Below are 19594 nucleotides of genomic sequence, written 5' to 3'. Positions count from 1 at the left end.
TCCACGCTAGAACCCTTGAGTGCACTCTAAGCAAGCGATGCCGGAGACGAGTTTCAGCCACACCGACACGTGCGCTCAAATCCCCTTGCGTAATGGTCAAGAAGTGTTGACCATTGAGCGCATGCCACCTGCCGATGATCTGCCCGAGACCTTTCACGTCACCACGGACGAGCAACTGCGCGCCGTCTCCAATCTCACCCGCCACCGGATCATGGCCGTACTCCGCTTCGAGCCGGCGACGATCACGCAGATCGCCGCCCGGGTGGGCCTCGCCAAGGGAAGCTCCAGCTATCACGTCCGGCTGCTCGAACGGGCGGGCCTGGTGAAGGTGGTGCGGACGCGGAAGGTCCGCGGCGTCACCGAGCGGTACTACGCGATGGCCGCCCGGTCGATCGCGCTGCCCGACCCGGGCGAAGGAGGACCGGATGTGCTGATGCGGCACGCGGTGGCGGACCTGGAGGCATCGCCCGCCGACAGCGAGCGGCACGTACGGATGGCGCATCTGCGGCTCACCGACGAGCAGTTCGCGGAACTGGGGGCGCGACTGGAGGCACTGGCGGACGAGTACCGGGAGCTGTCCGACCCCGCGCTGCCGGACACCTCACTCGTCTTCGCCCTGTTCCACCCGGCGTCGGCCGAGCAGGCCGGAGGTGAGAGCGAGTGACCACGGACCTGAAGCAGAAACTGCCGTCCGGATTCGGACGGCTGTGGACCGCCCAGACGGTGTCCTCGCTCGGTGACGGGGTGACGCACGGCGCGCTGCCGCTGCTCGCGCTGACGCTGACCCGGGACCCGATGGCGCTGGCCGTCGTCACCGCCGCCGGTACGCTGCCCTGGCTGCTCTTCGGGGTGCTCGGCGGCGCGCTCGTGGACCGCTGGGACCGCCGGCGCACGATGTGGGTCGCGGACGCCGCGCGTACGGCGCTGCTCGCGATACCCGCTGGAGCCGCCGCGCTCGACGCGCTGAGCATTCCGCTGCTCGCCGCCGTCGCCTTCCTGCTCGGCATCGGCGGACTGTTCTTCGACACGGCCGCCACGGCGTATCTGCCGGACCTCCTGAGCCGCGACCCCGTCCTCCTGGAGCGCGCCAACTCCCGTCTGCGCGGCGCCCAGACCGCCGCGTCCGGCTTCGCGGGGCCGCCCGCCGGCAGTGCGCTGCTCGCGCTCGGACGGGCGGTTCCGCTGCTCGCCGACGCGCTGTCGTTCGCCGTGTCCGCCGTGCTCGTACGGTCGCTGCCCATCGCGCCCCTGCCCGTACCGGAGGCCCGCGAGTCGCTGCTCCGACAGGCGCGGGCCGGGGCCTCGTACGTCTTCCGGGACCGGCTGCTGCTCGGGCTCGCGCTGCGTCCGGCGGTCGGGAACGTCGCCTTCCTCGCCGTGGAGACCGTGCTCGCCCTCTTCGCACGCGACCGCCTCGGTATCGGCGCCTTCGGCTTCGGCCTGCTCCTCACGGCGGAGGCCGCAGGCGGTCTGCTCGGCGCGGGGATCGCCTCCTTCCTCGGCCGGCGACTTGGCACCGGCACCGCGCTGACCTGCACGGCCGCCGTCGAGGGGCTCGCCATCCTGGGTCTCGCCGCCGCCCCGAACCCGTACGTGGCCGGGCTCGCGCTCGCCGTCTGCGGGGCGGGCATGGGCGCCACGATGGTGCTCGGCCCCTCCCTCCGGCAGGCGATCGTCCCGGCCCACCTGATGGGCCGCGTCGCCTCCACCTCCCGCATGCTCGCGATGTGCGCCGCCCCGTTCGGCGCCTTCCTCGGCGGCTGGCTGGCCACCACGTACGACCTGCGCACCCCGCTCTACGCCGCCGCCGGCCTCCTCCTCACCATGACCGCCGTCACGGCGACCATGACCTCCAACCGCCGGGTCGAAGCGGCGCTGCGTGCCGCCGCCCCGGCCGCGTGACGCTCCCTTGGCTGTCGGTCTTAACCTCGTACGTATGCAGAGCCTGGCAATGATCGAGAACTGGCCCGTCCCCACCGCGGCGGCGGCCGTCGTACGAGCGGACGGGACCGTCGCCGGTACGCACGGCCCGACCGCGCACCGCTTCCCGCTCGCCTCCGTCACCAAGCCGCTCGCGGCCTACGCGGCGCTGGTGGCGTACGAGGAAGGGGCGGTCGAACTCGACGAACCGGCGGGGCCCGAAGGCTCCACGGTCCGGCACCTGCTCGCCCACACCAGCGGCCTCGCGTTCGACGAGCACCGCGTTACGGCCCAGCCCGGCACCCGGCGGCTGTACTCCAACGCGGGCTTCGAGGTCCTCGGCGACCACCTCGCGAAGGCCACCGACATCCCGTTCGCGGAGTACCTGCGCCAGGCGGTGCTGGAGCCCCTGGGCATGACGGCGACGACCCTGGACGGCTCCCCCGCCCGCGACGGCGTCTCGACCGTCGAGGACCTGGTCCGCTTCGCGGCGGAGGTGCAGGCGCCCCGCCTCCTCGACCCGCGCACGGTCCTGGAGGCGCAGAGCGTCGTCCATCCCGGCCTGAAGGGTGTCCTGCCGGGCTACGGCCACCAGAACCCGAACGACTGGGGCCTCGGCTTCGAGATCCGGGACCACAAGTCCCCGCACTGGACGGGCACTTCGTCCTCCCCCGCGACCTTCGGGCACTTCGGCCAGTCGGGCACGTTCCTGTGGATCGACCCGGTGGCGGGGGCGGCCTGCGTGGCGCTCACCGACCGTGCCTTCGGGCCGTGGGCGGCGGAGGTGTGGCCGGCCTTCACGGACGCGGTGCTGGCGGAGCTGCGGGCTTAGCCGACTGGCCGGCGGCCAGGCACTCGAACCACACCGCCTTGCCGCCGCCGTCCTGGCGCAGCTCCACACCCCACTTGTCCGTCACGGCATCCACCAGGAGCAGCCCCCGTCCTTCCTCGTCGAGCAGATCCCCGTCGGCCACGAGGGGCAGCCTCGGACAGTCGTCCGCCACTTCGACGCGTACGCCCTCGCCACCCGGAAGCCGGAAGATGAAGGTCTGGCAGCGGCGGCCGGGAACATGCCGGACGACGTTGGCGATCAGTTCGCTCAGCGCGAGCTCCGCCGCGTCGGCCACGCCTGCCAGGCCCCACCCGGCGAGGTAGAGCCGCAGGATGCGCCGCAGATGCCGGGCGGAGTGCTCGCCGACGGCGAAGTCGGCGCGGTAGACGGGCTCTTCGGACTCGGCCCGGGGAGCAATCACGTGATTCATGTCACCATCGTGCGACCAGGTGACTACTCTCGGCTACGTACCGAAACGAACGCCGCGAGGTGTTGCACACCGGAGGTCCCGCCGTGGCCAACGTCCAGTCACTCGATCCCAGTGCCTCTCCACTGGACTACTACGGCTGGGAACTGCGCCGCCTGCGCGAAGCCGCCGGACTGAACCAGGCCCAGCTGGGCGAGATCATCTTCTGTACGGGCTCGCTGATCGGCCAGATCGAGACCACGAGGAAGCTGCCCACCCGCGACTTCTCCGAACGCGTCGACGCCGCGCTGGGCACGGACGGAGTGTTCTCGCGGCTGATGGGTCTGGTCCTGCGCAGCCAACTGCCGACCTGGTTCCAGCCGTACGCGGAGATGGAGGCGCGCGCGACGTACATCTCCACGTATCAGGCGCAGTTGGTCTACGGCCTGTTGCAGACGGAGGACTACGCGCGGGCGGTCCTGGCCACCGGGATGCCCGACGATCTGGACGGCCTGCTCGCCGCCCGGATGGAGCGCCAGCGCATCCTGGAGCGCGAACGGCCACCGCTGGCGTGGGCCGTGCTGGACGAGGCGGTGTTGCACCGCTTGGTCGGTGGCCACGAGATCATGCGCGCCCAACTGCGCCGACTGTTGGAATTCGCCAACAACCGGTGGATGCAGATCCAAGTGCTGCCCTTCACCGCAGGCGAACACGCCAGCATGGAGGGGTCGTTCACCACCATGCGCTTCGAGGACGACCCGGACATCATCTACACCGAGGACATCATCTCCGGCCATATGACCGCCAGTCCCGACATGGTCCGGGAAGGCTCGCTCCGATACGCTCACTTGCAGGCCGCCGCCCTCTCCGTGGAGGATTCGGCGGCTCTGATCGCCCGCGTGATGGAGGAGCGTTATGGAGACCGGCCCCGACCTGAAGAACGCGCAGTGGCGTAAGTCCAGCTACAGCGGAAGTTCTGGCGGCGAGTGCGTCGAGTGCACCGTGGCCGGCGGCGCCGCCTGGCGGAAGTCGTCGCACAGCGGAACGAGCGGCGGCGACTGCGTCGAGGTGGCCGCCGGCGGCTCCTGCGGCTCCGTGCCCGTCCGCGACAGCAAGGTTCAGGACGGCCCCGTCGTCGTCATCGGGGCCGTCGCATGGCAGGGCTTCGTGGACAGTCTCCGCGTGAAGTGATCCGACCGGGTTTCTCCCGGTGAGGACGTCCGGGGCCCTCAAGACCACTTGGGCTCAGCGGGAACCTTGGGCCGGTTGCCGGACACGTACGGGGTATGGAACTGAACGACGCTGATCCCTCCGCACCGGTCGGAGGCATATCCGACCGGGCGCTGTGGGCGAGGGCCGTCGACGGCGACCGAGAGGCGTTCGGCCGGATCTTCGACCGTCACGGGAAGACCGTCTACAACCATCTGTTCCGGCGGACGGCCGACTGGGCCGAGGCCGAAGACCTCACGTCGACGGTCTTCCTGCATGCCTGGCGTCGGCGCTCGGAAACGGTGCTGGACCGCGACTCGGCCTTGCCGTGGCTGCTGGGCATCGCCGACGGCCTGCTGTCGAACACCAGGCGGCGGCTGAGGCGGGCGGAGGCGCTGCTGCGCCGGCTCGTCTCGCACGACGAGGCCGTGGGCGACCACGCCGACCGCGTCGTCGTCATGGTCGACGACGAGCGTCGTATGTCGGAGATCCACCGGGCGCTGGCCCGGCTGCCGCGCCACGAACGCGAGGTCGTCGAGCTCTGCATGTGGTCGGGCCTGGATCAGCAAGCAGCCGCGGCAGCGCTGGGCGTGGCGGTCGGAACGGTGAAGTCCAGACTGCACCGGGCGCGCAAGCGACTGGGGGCGGACCTCGTCGGCAAAGCCACGGCTCCGGGGTCGTTCAGTTCCAGGAACCCCGTCAACGTGAAGGAGGTCGCACGATGAATGACACGCAGGGCATTCCTGCGGCTCCTTCCGATCGTGATCTGCCGAATCATCGGCGGATCCGAGAGGAGCTACTGATGCAGATCGACTCGGAGGACAACCGCCGTTCGCTGCGACGCGGATGGGCGGTGCCGCTCGGCGTCGCCGCCGGCGTCGCCGCGTTGAGCGTCGCGGCCGTGGCCGCGTTCAGCGGAGTGGGGGACGCCAAGCCGGTGCTCGCCGACCCCGCCGGAAACCCGACGGGCGCCGCCGCGTCCCCGAGTACGGGCCCGACGCAGGGCTCCACGTCGGGCGGAGCCGGTGACGCGCCGTCCTCGGGCCCGGCGTCGGCCGCTCCGGATGCCTTCACCGTCACCAGCGGAAAGACGACCCCGATCGACGCGAGGACCGTCACCAAGATCCTGTCCTCGTGCCTGGGCCCGGACGCATCGCGGTACCACCCGGTGATCGCGGTCCGCACTCCCGTCGCGGTGAAGGACTGGGACGGCGTGGTCGTCGCCGTCGATTCCGCCGGGCAGTACGTGCAGTGCGAGTCGAAGGGCGACAAGGGCAACAGCCCGGACTCCCCTCCCACCTTCATCAACAACCGCCTGTGGGGCACCGGTCGCACGATCGCGTACTTCGACTCCCTCGGCACGCGCGTCGGCGACAAGCAGTACCTCATGCTGGGCGCGGGGCACTACGCGTCCGACGTCGCCAAGGTCGCGATCAGCTACGGGGACGAACCGAAGCAGTACCCGGCGGTCATGGCAGGCGGCGCGTTCGTCTACGCGGCAGCCCTGTCCGCCGACACCTCCGACCCGCGCTATGCGGGCCCGAGCCCGTACGTCCATGCCTACGACGCGTCCGGCAAGGAGATCTACAACCAGAAGAAGGATCCGCAGTTCACCGACGAGCGGTAGGGCGTCGCTGAGTCGGCCTCGCGTTCCGCACGTGACGATCTCGGCCGACGGGGTGCCTGGGGTGCGCCGGCCGACGAGGATTCTGAGGTGCGCTCGGCGGGTCCCCTGTCATCGACGGATCATCGACGGATCCGGTACAGGTCGAGAGTGGTCAGCGAGTTCGCGGCGTTGGCACGATCGGCCTTGCTGGACCGGGGGTCATTGGCCAACGCTGCCAGGAGCCGCAGCCCTTCGGCGCGGTGGCCGTCCAGCGTAGCCAGGGAGCGCGCGGCATGAGCTCGGGAGTCCATGGGGGCCGTGGGCTCCACGGCGAAGGCCGATAGCAGTTCGGCCGAGCGTTCCTCTCCGCAATCGGCCAGTCTGGAGGCCGCATCGATCCGGTCCCATACCTGGACGCGGACGTCCCGGGCGATGGCGAGGAGCTGGACGACCGCTTCCTCACGGTGCTCGTCCAGTTCGGCCAGTGCCACAGCGGCTCTCATGCGGTCGTGTGCCTGGGTGGTCGTGTCAGCTGCGAGGACGGCGAGCGGTCGAGCGGCCTCTTCCTGGTGGGTGACGGAGCGGGCCAGGAGCTGGAGCGCACGCAGCCGGTTGTCCGGATGAACGCTACGACCGGTCACGACGGGCAGGATCAGTTCCGCGGCCGCTTCCGCATCCAACTCGGACAGTCTCTCGGCGGCCGTCAGGTGAAAGTGGCTTCCGGGCAGCGCCTCGCGGGCCAGTTCGGTGAGCATGCGGGCGGCGCGGTCCTGGTAGCCGGCCACCCTGGCCAGTGCCTCGGCAGCCCTGATCCGGTCGGCCGGTGTCATGGCGCTGTTGCCCGCGAACACGGTGAGTATGCCCACTCCGTCCTCCTGGTACGGCTGGTCCATCTCGGAGAGGTACCTGGCAGCCGTCACGGAGCCGTACTGGGCGAGCTCGATCAGCAGCGCGGCACCGGACTCGCGGTGCTCGTCCAGCTCGGCGAGCCATTGGGCCGCCATGCAGCGGAGGTAGTCGTCGGTCCCGGGGTCCATGGCGCACTCGGTGAGCAGCTGCACGCCGAGTGATCCGTGACGGCCGAGCCGGGCCAGCCCGTGGGCGGCGCCGGCAATGCCTTCCATGTCCGGTGCCACCTCCTCGATGCGCTGGACGAGCAGCATGGCCCCGGCCCTCTCGTGGCCCTCCAGCCCGGCCAGGATCTCTGCCGCCCAGGTGCGGTGGTCCGGGTGCAGCGTGCGGTCGCCGGCGAGTCGGGTCAGCAGCCGCGCGCCGTCGTCGAGTTGACCCTCCAGCTCGGCGAGGTCCCAGGCGGCCTCCACCCGACTGCGGTCGTCCACGGCTGGGCTGTTCGCGAACGCGGTCAGCCACTGTGCGACCGTCGGCCGCGGGAGGCTGCTTCCGAGCTGGATGTGGGCCTTGAGCAGGTGGTAGCCGGTGATCTCTCCGGATCCGAACAGGCCCTCCATGGCCCGCAGCGTGGCCGTGGCCAGCGCTTTCTCCGAGGCCAGCAGCGCGTCGAGGAGGAAGCCCAGGTAGGACGGTTCCAGGCCCAGCGGATCCAGTGGCTCGGCTCCGGGCCTACGCCGGCCCGCCCACCGCAGTCTGTCGCGCAGCCGCTGGCCGGGAAACAGCCGGTCGAAGAGCAGCGTGCGGGCCTGGGGATCGCGGGTGGCGTGACGTGCGGCGTGGTATTCCAGGAGCGTGCGGTGCAGGAACTCGACATCGCCGCCCTGACCGGCCAACAGGCCGCAGGAGCGCAGAAGCGAAGCCAGCAGCGCGTCCCACAGCGGTGGTTTGACCTTGTCCGGTCGTCGGGCGTGCGGGTGCGCGGTGAGGATCGCGGTTGCCGGAGCCCGGTTCCCGCTGAGCCTTTCGTGGGCCAGGTGATCGATGAGCGCCGGCAGGTGTTCCCGGGCGCGGTCCGCGGCCTTCTCGACGGTCCGGCGGTCCTCCGGAATCTGATAGCGGCCGGCCAGGGTGCGGATGGCACGGTCGTGCAGGTCACTGACGCCCTTGTGGACGTTCTCCTCGTAGAGCAGTTCGACGAAGGACCGGAAGACTCCGGCCCGGCCGTCGGGCAGGGGGCGATCGGTGTCGGCCTCGTACAGATGGCACAGCATGGCGGTCATCAGCGGAATGCGGGCCAGTTCCTCCAGCCGGGTCCGGCGGACACCGTGCAGGAACGCCCGGACGTGACGGTCGGCATCGGGCAGGGCTTGGAGACGTTTGTGTACGTAGGTGCGCACGTCGTCGTCCGTGAACGGCTCCAGCGTGAAGCGGTCGGCCGCGGGGGGCAGCCGGTCGAGATCGCCGCCGGGCAGGGGGCGGGTCGCGAGAAGGAAGCGGTAGGGCGTGTCCGCCTGCCCGGCTTCGCGGGCGAGGCGGTCGAGGAGGGACAGCCGGGCCGTCCGATCGGGCACCTCGTCAAGGCCGTCGACCATCACCAGCCACCGCGCGCCGGGACGCGGAGGGCGGCGGAAGAAGTCCTCGGTCAACGCCTCGCGCAGCCCGAAGGGACCGTAGTCCTCGGTCACCGCACGCGCCAGGGCGGGCGCCAGCAGGGGCGCACCGACCAGGTCGCCGGCCCGGATCAGCACCGGGACGACGAGTGCCGAGGAGGCGGGGCCGGCCGCCTCACTCGTCAGGAGGTGCCGGGAGGTGGACAGCAGGTGCTGCCGCAGTAGCGTCGACTTGCCGTGGCCCGGTCCGGCCAGCAGGACCCGGATCGGCCCGTCGCCGGCGAAGACGTCCGCGGCGGCCGCGGGAGCCCGCGCGGCCCGGGCTGTGGTGCGCCGCGGCACGTAGACATCGGCCAGGGACGGCGCGTCGAGCTCCGGGGCCAGCCCGGGGTGCGGAAGTTGACCGGCTGCCGACCGGGCGGCGCGCAGGTATGAGCGGAGCCGGGGATCGGGGCCGCCCGTGCGCAGGGCGCGGTGGCCGTCCCCGGGCTCCGGCGCGGAGGCGTAGTAGGTGATGCTCTCGGCGTGTCCGACCGCTAACCCACCTGTGGTGGCCGAGATGACCGTGTCTGCCGTGACGTTCGGGGCCTGACCGCCTCCGAGCCCGCTCAGCCCTGCTGCGGACCCGGCTGTGGAGGGGTTCCGACGGTGACGTCACGCATCTGCACCGCTGCGGCGGAACCGTGATCGGCCCGGATGTCCACATGGCCGCGGATCGTCGGGCCGTCGCCGGGCGTCTTTTCTCCGTCCGCCGGGGCGTGCGTCTGCAACAGGGCCCGCAGGATCCCTGCGGCCTCCTCGCGCTCGGAGTTGCTCAGATTCTCCAGCGCCTGCTCGAAGCGGGCCTGCCAGGCACCTTGCTGGCCGCTGCGCACGCCGGTCCGTTCGTCGTCCTGTGCGGATTCCAGCGCGGCCGCACTACGGCCGAGTCGTTCCAGCTCGACGCGCTCACGCTCCCCGTCGCCTCGGGCGAACCACTGGGCGACCGACTGCTGCACGCCTTGCCAGGCACTGGTCCCGGCCGCCTGGACGACCGCCGCGCCTCCGGCCGCGGCCAGCGCGGCCATCCCTTCCGCCAACATCCAACCGTCCCCGTTCGTCGCCGTGTTCGACATGCGAGACGGTAGTACATCGCGCAGCACGCCATCTCGCAATCCACAGGAACGCACCGGGCGCGCGGTCCGCGCCGCTGAGCCGCATCAAGCCCGGCCCCGGCGGGGCCGGGATCCGTCGGGTCGGCCGGCTGGGCGACAGCAGGTGCGAGTGCCCGGGGTCACCGCCCAGGGGCCGACCGTTCGAAGAGCCCGGCCCGCTCCTCAGACCGTCGCCACCCGCCCCGCGTACCGCTGGGTCCAGCCGGTGCCGGTGTCGGCGGTGAGCACCACGTCGTAGTAGCCGTGCTCGGTGGGCCAGTTCACGACGGTGGAGGAGCCGCCGGGGACGGTGGCCGTCCGGGTGCCGCCGGCGTAGTCGTTGGCCGTGAGCGTGTAACGGATGGGGCGGCGGCCGTCGTTGTGCAGGCGCAGCCTGACCAGCCCGCGCCTGCCCCTGGCCAACTCCGCTTCCACGCGCGGGATTCCGATGTGCTTCCTGTTCTCACTCTCGGGGATGACCTGACCCGCGAAGGAGCGCAGGAAGCCGTCGGGCCCGTAGACGGAGAAGGCGTACTTGCCGTCGGTGGCGTTCGTGTCCCAGGTGTGCGTGCGCGGGGTCGTCGCCGTCACCGTGTACGGCGTGTTGTCGAACGGGAGGTACCGGTCGGCGAAGGCCTGAAGGCTCACCGCCTTGCCCGCCGGGCCGCCGGTCAGCGTCATGGTCGCCGTCACCGTGCCGGCGGCGCGGTCCTCGGTGAAGGTGGCGTGCGGGTGGAAGGAGAGGCCGCGCGGCTTCATCCGGTCGCGCGGCGGCTTCGGCGGGGTTCCGGTGACCGGGTCGGCGATGACCACCGGGCCCGGCCGCGGGTGCGCGAAGTCGATCGCGCTGGTCAGGTCGCCGGCGATGGAGCGGCGCCAGTCGGTGATGTTCGGGCAGGTGAAGGGCTTGCCCAGGTGGGCGGCCCAGGTCTCCAGGAACTTCACCGTCGAGGTGTGGTCGAACACCTCCGAGGCGACGTAGCCGCCCCGGGTCCACGGCGAGACCAGCAGCATCGGCACCCGGGGGCCGAAGCCGTACGGGGTGGTGCCGGAGAACTCGCCGGGCGTGCCCGCCTCCGGGCGCGGGGGCAGGACGTGGTCGAACTTTCCGTCGTTCTCGTCGTAGGTGATGATCACCAGCGTGTGGTTCCAGATGTCCTCGTTGCTCTGGAGCGTCTTGAGCACCTTGTTCATGTAGCGCTCGCCGTGCACCGTGTCGAAGCCCGGGTGTTCGCTCCACGCGGCGGGCATCACCACCCAGGAGACCTCGGGCAGCGGGTGCTCCGCCCCCGGCTCGCAGGCCGCGATCAGGTCGCGGAGCACGGCGTCGAGGTTCGCCTCGGAGTCGTCGTTGGGCGTGGTGGCGCCCGCGTAGACGAAGGAGTTGGCCTTCCAGATCTTGCCGGTGCCCGGTTCGAGGTCGGCCGCGTCCGCCGTACGCGGGTCGAAGGCCGCGAAGCTGTTGGTGACGTTGCAGCCGTACTCCCCGACGTAGCCGTTCTGCAGGCTGCCGCCGACGCCGTTGCCGCTGTTGTCGGAGTAGACCCGCCAGTCGATGCCGGCCTCTTCGAGCTGCTCGGGGACCGTGGTCCAGGTGCGGCTGTAGTTGTTCTGCCGGGCGTTGGTGACCTCGCCGCCCGCCGCACCGGTCATCAGGTAGTACCGGTTCGGGATGGTCGGCCCGTGCAGCGAGCAGAAGTTCATGTCACAGACGGTGTACTGCGAGGCGAGTGAGTACATCCACGGCATGTAGTCGGGCGTGTAGTACCACATGCAGTGGTCGCCCTTGTCCTTCACCCAGGTGTCCCAACGCCCCCCGTTGGCACCGTAGAAGTTGTGCTTGTCGCTCCAGGTGGCGGTCGAGACGGCGGGCGTCACGATGGCGCCGGTGGCGTCCCGTTGCTGGAAGACGTCGGTGCCGTCCTGGAATCTCAGGACCTGCTTGTCGTCGTGCCCGCGTACGCCGCGCAGCTGACCGAGGTAGTGGTCGAAGGACCGGTTCTCCTGCATCAGGATCACCACGTGCTTCAGGTCGGAGATGTCGCCTTTGTAGCCCTTGGGCAGGACGTACGAGGCCGCACTGGCCTGCGCCCCGCCGACCGCCTCGGCGACCGGCCCGGCAGCGAGCGCACCGAGGGTGACGGCAGCGGTCCGGAGCATCCGGCGGCGGGTGATGCGGTGCTCGTTGGCGTTCTCGCGGCTCTCGCCCACGCTCGTGCTGTTCTCGCCGCTCTCGCTGTACTCGCCGTTCTCACTGTCGAGTCGTGGGGACTCGAGGGTCTGGAGAGTCATCAGGGGCCTCCGGGGCGTGATCGGGGGGGGAGGGACGTCGGCGCGTGCCTGCGAAGCTAGGCCGCCGGGACGAACGGCGGGCGAACCAGGGACGTATTCCTGAGGCACCGGCAGATTTCCACGGCCCCCGTCCCAGGTCGAGATGCCGCACGGTGATAGCCGGAACTCGCGCCCCGTTGGCCGGTTGACCGGCAATGCCGGAAGGGCGGACGCGGCGCGGCTGCGGCGCTACGCTCCCCCGCCATGACCGACATAGTCCGCGCCACCGCCTCCGACGTCCCGGCGCTCGCCGCCGTCCTCGCCAGCGCCTACGCCGAGGACCCCGTGTGGTCGTGGCTGATGCCGCACGACCGCGATCGCCGGCTGCGGCTGCTGTTCACCGCCCATCTCGGCCAGCAGGTCCCGGCGGGCCGGGTGTGGACGGACCGCGACCGCACGGTGGCGGCGGTCTGGGCGGAGCCCGGGCAGTGGAAGCTGCCGGTGAGCTACCTGCTGCGCAACGCGCCCACGCTCCTGCGGGCGGGCCGGGCCCAACTACCGCGGACCGGGATGCGGTTGCTCGCGCTGGAGCACCGGCACCCGGCCGGTCCCGCGCACTGGTACGTCGAGTACATCGGCACCCACGCGGACGCGCGAGGCACGGGGCGCGGCTCGCAGGTGCTGGGCGGGCTTCTGGAACAGGCGGACGCGGACGGGCGGCCGGTCTTCCTGGAGTCGAGCAACCGCCGCAATCTGACGTTCTACGAACGGCACGGGTTCGCCGTGCAGGAGGAGATGGCGTTCCGGTCGGGGCCGCCCATGTGGTCGATGTGGCGGCGGGACCCGGTGAGGTAGCACCGGAGGCGGGCCCGGCGGATTCCCTTCGGCGCGACACCGTCGGGCAAGGCGCGCGCCGCACGCAGGGACGAATTGGTTGATATCGGCATAATATCTGGGCGGTGGTGGTGCACTTCGACACATGGGGAGAGCGGACATGCCGTCAGTCGACGCGAGCACTGTGGAACGGATGACGAGCGCCCTCTTCATCGAGCGCGGCCTGCGCAGTCCGAGCTCCACCCGGTTCTGGGGGCTGCTCGTGCTGGCCTCCGTCATCGCGAGCGCCGGGGTGGTGGGCGACTCCACGGCGACGGTCATCGGCGCGATGATCGTCGCCCCGCTGATGACGCCCATCCTCGGCAACGCGCTGGCCCTCGTGCTCGCCGACCGGCCGCAGGTCGTGCGGTGCGCGCTGCTCGTCCTGGGCGGCGCACTGGCCGTCGTCGCGATCGGCATGCTGCTCGGCTGGATCGTCTCCCCGCCGGACGCCTTCGGCTCCAACAGCCAGGTGTCCTCCCGGGTCAGCCCGCGTCTGATCGACCTGCTGGCCGCGCTGGCCACCGGGACGGTCGGCGCGTTCGCTCTCGTACGCTCCGACATCTCCGACACGCTGCCGGGCGTGGCGATCGCCATCTCCCTGGTGCCGCCGCTCGCGGTGACGGGACTACTCATCACCGTCGGCCGTTACCACGACGCGAGCGAGTCGGCCCTGCTGTTCAGCACCAATGTCGCCGCCATCGTGGCGACCGGGACCATCGTCTTCCTCGTCTACGGGATCCGGGCAGCGGCCCGGGAATCGGGGCGGCACGTGGGCCGGTTCCACGGGTGGACCCTGACCGCCGTGGCCGCCGTGATCCTGCTGATCGCGGTTCCGCTCACCGCCGGCACGCTGTCCGTCGCACGCGACCGCTCACTCGCGGCCGATGCCGAGCCCGTGGCCGAGAAGTGGGCGACGACCGGGAAGTGGCAGATCGCCTCGGTCGAGGCCCGCAACGGCATCATCGTCATCGGCGTGCTGGGCCTGCCGCCGCAGCCCGCCCCCGCGGAGCTGCGCGCGGCCCTGGACCGGAACGGCATGGCGGGCGCCGACCTCGAACTGCACCTCGTGGGCGGGCGCACGCACTGGTGCCCGGCGGACACGGACACCTGCACGGTACGGAGCGGCGGGCGCGCCTGAGATCCGCCGCCGTCGGGAGGTCAGTCCGGCAGCTCCCAGACCAGCACCTCGGCCGCCGCGACCGCGACCAGTTCCAGCCCCGCCTCCCCGACGATCCGCGCCGCGTCGCCCGCCGCCAGCTCCTCGCAGCCCAGCCGCACGTCCCCCCGCACCACATGGACGTACACCTTCGGCGCGTCCGGGACCGCCGTGCGCTCCCCCTCGGCGAGCCGGCGCACATGGAGCATCGCGCCGGCTTCCGGCAGGGCGTACGGGGTGGAGTCGGCGATGCCGGGGACGGTGGTGTACGAGGGGTCGCCGCCCGGCTCCAGGGGCGCGAGCCACATCTGAAGGAACGCCAACGGCCTTTCACCGTCGTTGCGTTCGACGTGACGGACGCCGGACGCCGCGCTGAGGTGCTGGACGTCCCCGGGGCGTACGACGGTGGCGTGACCGGCCGAGTCCCGGTGGGTCAGCTCGCCCTCCACGACCCAGGTGACGATCTCGGTGTGGCTGTGCGGGTGCTCCTCGAAGCCCGCGCCCGGGGCGAGGCGCTCCTCGTTGCAGGCCAGGACCGGGCCGAAGCGGAGGTTGTCGGGGTCGTAGAACGTGCCGAAGGAGAAGGAGTGCCGGGACTCGATGCCGGCCGCCCCGTCCCCGCCCCTGAAGCGGTCGCCCTCGCGGCGTACGGAAATCACCCGTCCCACGGTAGCCCGGGTCGTGGCCGGATCCCCCCGGAACGCCCCGCCACCCGCCCCGCCCCTTCGGGCACCCGTCCGGATAGGGCAGTCTTGTCCCCGTGCCCCGATCCGATCCTGAGCAGCCCGCTGCGAACGCCGCCCATCTCCATGCCGCCACCCTGAAGCGGCTGGAGCAGTCCTCCGGCCGGCTGGCCGCGAACGCGATCGCCCGCATGGACGAGTCGCTGCCCTGGTACCGGGCGATGCCACCGGAGAACCGGTCGTGGATCGGCCTGGTGGCCCAGGCCGGTATCGCCGCGTTCACCGAGTGGTTCCGGCATCCGGAGACCCCGCAGGCCATCTCGACCGATGTCTTCGGTACGGCTCCGCGCGAGCTGACGCGGGCGATCACGCTGCGGCAGACCGTCGAGATGGTGCGGACGACGATCGAGGTCATGGAGGCGGCGATCGACGAAGTCGCCGCGCCCGGTGACGAGTCGGTGCTGCGTGAGGCGCTGCTCGTCTACGCGCGGGAGATCGCGTTCGCGACCGCCCAGGTGTACGCGCAGGCCGCCGAGGCCCGTGGCGCCTGGGACGCCCGTCTGGAATCACTCGTGGTCAACGCGGTGCTGTCCGGGGAGGCCGACGAGGGCGCCGTGTCCCGGGCCGCCGCGCTCGGGTGGAACTCGCCCGAGCATGTGTGCGTGCTGCTCGGTACGGCTCCGGACGGCGACAGTGAGCTGACGGTGGAGGCGATCCGCCGCGCCGCCCGGCACGCGAAGCTCCAGGTCCTGACCGGGGTGCTGGGCAACCGCCTGGTGGTGATCGCGGGCGGCAGCGACAACCCCCTGCAGGTCGCGAAGGCGCTGATCGGCCCGTACGCGGCGGGTCCCGTCGTCGCCGGGCCCGTGGTGCCGGACCTGCTGGCGGCCACCCGGTCCGCGCAGGCGGCGGCCGCCGGGCTGAAGGCGTGCAGCGCCTGGCAGGACGCCCCGCGGCCGGTGCTCGCGGATGATCTCCTCCCGGAGCGCGCGATGGCGGGCGACCCGGCCGCGCGGGATCAGTTGGTGGAGGAGATCTACAGACCGCTCGAAGAAGCGGGTTCGGCCCTCCTGGAGACGCTGAGTGTGTATCTGGAACAGGCGAGCAGCCTCGAAGGAGCCGCCAGGATGCTCTTCGTCCACCCCAACACCGTGCGCTACCGGCTCCGACGTGTGACAGACGTCACCGGCTGGTCGCCGTCCGATGTGCGTTCGGCATTCACCCTGCGGATCGCCCTGATCCTTGGGCGTCTGGCCGACAGAGATCTCCAGCCCTAGACTTTTGTCGGACTTCAACAATTCCCCCTACGGTTCTTCGTCCCTGTCCCCACGGGCCTTCCGGACCGTTCACAAGAGAGAGTGTGAGGGTGCTCGTACTCGTCGCTCCCGGCCAAGGCGCTCAGACGCCCGGCTTCCTGACTCCCTGGCTCGACCTCCCCGGTGCCTCCGACCGCATCGCGGCCTGGTCCGACGCCATCGGGCTCGACCTTGCCCACTACGGCACCAAGGCCGACGCGGAGGAGATCCGTGACACCGCGGTGGCTCAGCCACTGCTGGTCGCCGCCGGTCTGCTCTCCGCTGCCGCGCTCGACGCCTCACCGGCTGTCGTCGCAGGTCACAGCGTGGGTGAAATCACCGCAGCCGCTCTCGCCGGAGTCATCGGCGACGAGGCGGCGCTGCGTTTCGTACGGACCCGGGGGCTCGGCATGGCCGAGGCCGCGGCGGTCACCGAGACCGGCATGGCCGCGCTGCTCGGTGGTGACCCCGACGTCACCACGGCGCACCTGGAGAAGCTCGGCCTGACGCCGGCGAACGTCAACGGAGGCGGCCAGATCGTCGCCGCCGGCACCGCCGCGCAGATCGCCGCGCTCACCGAGGACAAGCCCGAGGGCGTGCGCCGGGTGGTCCCGCTCAAGGTCGCCGGCGCGTTCCACACGCATCACATGGCTCCCGCCGTCGAACGCCTCCGTGAGGCCGCCACGGCCCTGGAGGTCTCCGACCCGGCCGTGACGTATGTCTCGAACGCCGACGGGAAGACCGTCGCCACCGGCGCGGAGGTCATCTCCCGGCTGGTCGGCCAGGTCGCCAACCCGGTCCGCTGGGACCTGTGCATGGAGACGTTCCAGGCGCTGGGCGTCACCGCGCTCATCGAGGCCTGCCCCGGCGGCACGCTGACCGGTCTGGCCAAGCGCGCGCTGCCCGGCGTCAAGACCCTCGCGCTCAAGACCCCCGACGACCTCGACGCGGCCCGCGCGCTCATCGCTGAGCACGCAGGCGCCTAAGGAGCCCGAGAGCATGTCGAAGATCAAGCCCAGCCAGGGCGCCCCGTACGCACGGATCATGGGTGTCGGCGGCTACCGCCCGACCCGTGTCGTGCCCAACGAGGTGATCCTCGAGACGATCGACTCGTCCGACGAGTGGATCCGCTCCCGGTCCGGCATCGCCACCCGCCACTGGGCCTCCGACGAGGAGACCGTGGCCGCGATGTCCGTCGAGGCGTCCGGCAAGGCCATCGCCGACGCCGGGATCACGCCGGAGCAGATCGGCGCGGTCATCGTCTCGACCGTCTCGCACTTCAAGCAGACCCCGGCCATCGCGACCGAGATCGCCCACAAGGTCGGTGCGGGCAAGCCCGCCGCCTTCGACATCTCGGCCGGCTGTGCGGGCTTCGGCTACGGCCTGACGCTCGCCAAGGGCATGATCGTCGAGGGCTCGGCCGAGTACGTGCTCGTCATCGGCGTGGAGCGGCTGAGCGACCTCACCGACCTCAGCGACCGCGCGACGGCGTTCCTGTTCGGCGACGGCGCCGGAGCGGTCGTCGTCGGCCCGTCGAATGTGCCCGCCATAGGCCCGACGGTCTGGGGCTCCGAGGGCGACAAGTCCGAGACGATCAAGCAGACCGTGGCGTGGGACACCTTCCACGCCGACCGTCCGGAGAAGTTCCCCGCCATCACGCAGGAGGGCCAGGCGGTCTTCCGCTGGGCCGTCTTCGAGATGGCGAAGGTCGCCCAGCAGGCGCTGGACGCGGCCGGGATCGCTCCGGAAGACCTGGACGTCTTCATCCCGCACCAGGCCAACATGCGGATCATCGACTCGATGGTGAAGACCCTGAAGCTGCCGGAGCACGTCACGGTCGCCCGTGACGTGGAGACCACCGGCAACACCTCCGCCGCCTCGATTCCGCTCGCAATGGAGCGGCTCCTGGCGACCGGTCAGGCGAAGAGCGGCGACACCGCGCTCGTCATCGGCTTCGGGGCGGGTCTCGTCTACGCCGCGACGGTCGTTACCCTCCCCTAGGCACACCGGGCGTTTTCGCCCGGACGCCCGAACCCAGCAGATATACACCGAAGGAGCGCCGACATGGCCGCCACGCAGGAAGAGATCGTCAAGGGTCTCGCCGAGATCGTCAACGAGATCGCCGGTATCCCGGTCGAGGACGTCGAGGTGGACAAGTCCTTCACCGACGACCTGGACGTCGACTCGCTGTCCATGGTCGAGGTCGTCGTCGCCGCCGAGGAGCGCTTCGACGTCAAGATCCCCGACGAGGACGTCAAGAACCTCAAGACGGTCGGCGACGCCGCGGACTACATCCTCAAGCACCAGGGCTGATCCCAGCCCGCTGTGTCGCCACCCGGCGGTGGCGCCGCTGATTCACGACCCTCTACACGTGGAGAAGATTTTCCAGTGAACTCGACCAATCGCACCGTGGTCGTCACCGGTATCGGCGCAACCACTCCGCTGGGTGGCGATTCCGCATCGACCTGGGAAGGTCTGATGGCCGGCCGTTCCGGCGTCAAGCCTCTTGAGGGCGAACGTTTCGCCGAACTGCCTGTCCGGATCGCGGCCCTCGCGGCCGTCGACCCGGGCGATGTCCTGCCCCGCCCGCTCGCCCGCAAGCTGGACCGCTCGGCGCAGTTCGCGCTGATCGCGTCCCGTGAGGCGTGGGCGGACGCGGGCTTCACCGGCCCCGCCGGCGAGGACGAGAAGATCCGCCCCGAGCGGCTCGGTTCGGTCATCGCCTCCGGCATCGGCGGCGTGATCACCCTGCTCGACCAGTACGACGTGCTGAAGGAGAAGGGCGTACGCCGCGTCTCCCCGCATACCGTGCCCATGCTCATGCCCAACGGCCCGGCCGCCAACGTCGGGATCGAGGTGAACGCCCAGGCGGGCGTCCACACCCCGGTCTCCGCCTGCGCCTCGGGCGCCGAGGCCATCGGCTACGCCGTCGAGATGATCCGCACCGGCCGCGCCGACGTGGTCCTCGCCGGTGGCACCGAGGCGGCGATCCACCCGCTGCCGATCGCCGCGTTCGCCAACATGATGGCGATGTCCAAGAGCAACGACGAGCCCGAGAAGGCCTCGCGTCCGTACGACACGGGCCGCGACGGCTTCGTCCTCGGCGAGGGCGCCGGTGTCGTCGTCCTGGAGTCCGCGGAGCACGCCGCCGCGCGTGGCGCCCGGGTCTACTGCGAGGTGCTGGGCCAGGGCCTGTCCGCGGACGCCCACCACATCGCCCAGCCCGAGCCGACCGGGCGCGGTATCGCCGCCGCGATGCAGAACCTGCTGGACCAGACGGACCTCAAGCCGTCCGAGGTCGTGCACCTCAACGCCCACGCGACGTCCACGCCGCAGGGCGACATCGCGGAGCTGAAGGCCCTGCGCAAGGTCCTGGGCGACGACCTGGACCATGTCGCGATCTCCGCGACGAAGTCGATGACGGGCCACCTCCTCGGTGGCGCGGGCGGTATCGAGACCGTGGCGACGGTGCTGGCCCTGCACCACCGGATGGCGCCGCCGACCATCAACGTCGAGCACCTCGACGAGTCGGTCGAGGCGGACATCGTGCGTGACACGCCGCGCCCGCTGCCGGAGGGCCCGATCGCGGCCATCAACAACTCGTTCGGCTTCGGCGGCCACAACGTGGTGCTGGCGTTCCGCAGCGTGTGATCGTTCGACGGCTGTACGCCTGAAGCCCGCTTCCCCCGATGAGGGGAGGCGGGCTTCAGGCGTTTCGCGCGCCGCCTCGGGGCGCCGCGTGAAT

Annotated in this window: 19 protein-coding genes; 14 read left to right on the top strand and 5 right to left on the bottom strand. The window is 71.1% G+C overall.

Annotated elements, in window-relative coordinates:
* The first annotated feature begins 121 nt into the window (after positions 1-121).
* The 3 genes from ABTX18_RS06355 to ABTX18_RS06345 are packed head-to-tail and all read left to right on the top strand — an operon-like array spanning position 122 to position 2752.
* Positions 122-664: an ArsR/SmtB family transcription factor gene (locus ABTX18_RS06355; RefSeq protein ID WP_352121575.1), complete on the top strand. Its 543-nt coding sequence runs from the start codon at positions 122-124 to the stop codon at positions 662-664.
* Positions 665-684: 20 nt separating this feature from the next.
* The gene (locus tag ABTX18_RS06350) at positions 685-1902 is read left to right on the top strand and encodes an MFS transporter (protein ID WP_352121860.1); all 1218 of its coding nucleotides are present in this window, start codon (positions 685-687) and stop codon (positions 1900-1902) included.
* 34 nt (positions 1903-1936) lie between these two features.
* Positions 1937-2752, top strand: a complete 816-nt coding sequence (locus tag ABTX18_RS06345; RefSeq protein ID WP_352121574.1) for a serine hydrolase domain-containing protein — start codon at positions 1937-1939, stop codon at positions 2750-2752.
* Here the strand turns inward: ABTX18_RS06345 and ABTX18_RS06340 are convergent.
* Positions 2718-3182 (bottom strand): ATP-binding protein, encoded by a 465-nt coding sequence (locus tag ABTX18_RS06340; protein WP_352121573.1) that lies wholly within the window; start codon positions 3180-3182, stop codon positions 2718-2720. The two genes, ABTX18_RS06345 and ABTX18_RS06340, sit on opposite strands and share 35 nt — an antisense overlap.
* Before the next feature lie 83 nt (positions 3183-3265).
* On the opposite strand from ABTX18_RS06340, the gene ABTX18_RS06335 reads away from it, so the two are divergent.
* The 4 genes from ABTX18_RS06335 to ABTX18_RS06320 all read left to right on the top strand — a co-directional run bounded on the left by ABTX18_RS06335 (position 3266) and on the right by ABTX18_RS06320 (position 5994).
* Positions 3266-4114, top strand: a complete 849-nt coding sequence (locus ABTX18_RS06335) for a helix-turn-helix domain-containing protein (protein WP_352121572.1) — start codon at positions 3266-3268, stop codon at positions 4112-4114.
* Positions 4074-4349, top strand: coding sequence for a DUF397 domain-containing protein (locus ABTX18_RS06330; protein ID WP_352121571.1), 276 nt, complete (start codon positions 4074-4076; stop codon positions 4347-4349). The genes ABTX18_RS06335 and ABTX18_RS06330 overlap by 41 nt, the downstream gene beginning before the upstream one ends.
* Before the next feature lie 95 nt (positions 4350-4444).
* Complete coding sequence (locus tag ABTX18_RS06325) at positions 4445-5092, top strand: RNA polymerase sigma factor (RefSeq protein WP_352121570.1); 648 nt, start codon at positions 4445-4447, stop codon at positions 5090-5092.
* Positions 5093-5169: 77 nt separating this feature from the next.
* Entirely contained in the window at positions 5170-5994 is an 825-nt protein-coding gene (locus ABTX18_RS06320; RefSeq protein WP_352121569.1) for a hypothetical protein, read from the top strand.
* A 119-nt stretch (positions 5995-6113) separates the two neighbouring features.
* Here the strand turns inward: ABTX18_RS06320 and ABTX18_RS06315 are convergent, their stop codons facing one another.
* The 3 genes from ABTX18_RS06315 to ABTX18_RS06305 form a co-directional block, all read right to left on the bottom strand.
* Positions 6114-8777: an NACHT domain-containing protein gene (locus ABTX18_RS06315; RefSeq protein WP_352121568.1), complete on the bottom strand. Its 2664-nt coding sequence runs from the start codon at positions 8775-8777 to the stop codon at positions 6114-6116.
* 266 nt (positions 8778-9043) lie between these two features.
* Positions 9044-9517: a hypothetical protein gene (locus tag ABTX18_RS06310; protein WP_352121567.1), complete on the bottom strand. Its 474-nt coding sequence runs from the start codon at positions 9515-9517 to the stop codon at positions 9044-9046.
* A 234-nt stretch (positions 9518-9751) separates the two neighbouring features.
* On the bottom strand, positions 9752-11860 hold the full coding sequence (locus ABTX18_RS06305) for an alkaline phosphatase family protein (RefSeq protein ID WP_352121566.1): 2109 nt from the start codon (positions 11858-11860) through the stop codon (positions 9752-9754).
* Positions 11861-12103: 243 nt separating this feature from the next.
* On the opposite strand from ABTX18_RS06305, the gene ABTX18_RS06300 reads away from it, so the two are divergent.
* Together ABTX18_RS06300 and ABTX18_RS06295 are read left to right on the top strand one after the other, a co-directional pair.
* Positions 12104-12694 (top strand): GNAT family N-acetyltransferase, encoded by a 591-nt coding sequence (locus ABTX18_RS06300; RefSeq protein WP_352121565.1) that lies wholly within the window; start codon positions 12104-12106, stop codon positions 12692-12694.
* 139 nt (positions 12695-12833) lie between these two features.
* The gene (locus ABTX18_RS06295) at positions 12834-13853 is read left to right on the top strand and encodes a DUF389 domain-containing protein (protein ID WP_352121564.1); all 1020 of its coding nucleotides are present in this window, start codon (positions 12834-12836) and stop codon (positions 13851-13853) included.
* Between the two features lie 20 nt (positions 13854-13873).
* Here ABTX18_RS06295 and ABTX18_RS06290 read toward each other — a convergent pair whose 3' ends face one another.
* A complete protein-coding gene (locus ABTX18_RS06290) occupies positions 13874-14530 on the bottom strand; it encodes a pirin family protein (protein ID WP_352121563.1) in 657 nt (218 codons plus the stop codon).
* Positions 14531-14631: 101 nt separating this feature from the next.
* Between ABTX18_RS06290 and ABTX18_RS06285 the strand changes: the two genes are divergently transcribed.
* The 5 genes from ABTX18_RS06285 (at position 14632) to fabF (ending at position 19500) form a co-directional block, all read left to right on the top strand.
* Positions 14632-15831 carry a PucR family transcriptional regulator gene (locus tag ABTX18_RS06285; protein ID WP_352121562.1) on the top strand — a complete coding sequence of 400 codons (1200 nt, stop codon included), beginning with the start codon at positions 14632-14634 and terminating at the stop codon, positions 15829-15831.
* Positions 15832-15920: 89 nt separating this feature from the next.
* On the top strand, positions 15921-16835 hold the full coding sequence (locus tag ABTX18_RS06280; RefSeq protein WP_352121859.1) for an ACP S-malonyltransferase: 915 nt from the start codon (positions 15921-15923) through the stop codon (positions 16833-16835).
* A gap of 13 nt (positions 16836-16848) precedes the next feature.
* On the top strand, positions 16849-17850 hold the full coding sequence (locus tag ABTX18_RS06275; RefSeq protein ID WP_352121561.1) for a ketoacyl-ACP synthase III: 1002 nt from the start codon (positions 16849-16851) through the stop codon (positions 17848-17850).
* A gap of 63 nt (positions 17851-17913) precedes the next feature.
* Complete coding sequence (locus tag ABTX18_RS06270) at positions 17914-18162, top strand: acyl carrier protein (protein WP_352121560.1); 249 nt, start codon at positions 17914-17916, stop codon at positions 18160-18162.
* Positions 18163-18237: 75 nt separating this feature from the next.
* Positions 18238-19500 carry a beta-ketoacyl-ACP synthase II gene (gene fabF, locus ABTX18_RS06265; RefSeq protein WP_352121559.1) on the top strand — a complete coding sequence of 421 codons (1263 nt, stop codon included), beginning with the start codon at positions 18238-18240 and terminating at the stop codon, positions 19498-19500.
* The last annotated feature ends 94 nt before the right edge of the window (positions 19501-19594 follow it).

This window comes from Streptomyces sp. NPDC096323, assembly GCF_040302845.1.
Lineage (GTDB): Bacteria > Actinomycetota > Actinomycetes > Streptomycetales > Streptomycetaceae > Streptomyces.
This window is presented reverse-complemented; position numbering and strand designations above follow the sequence as displayed.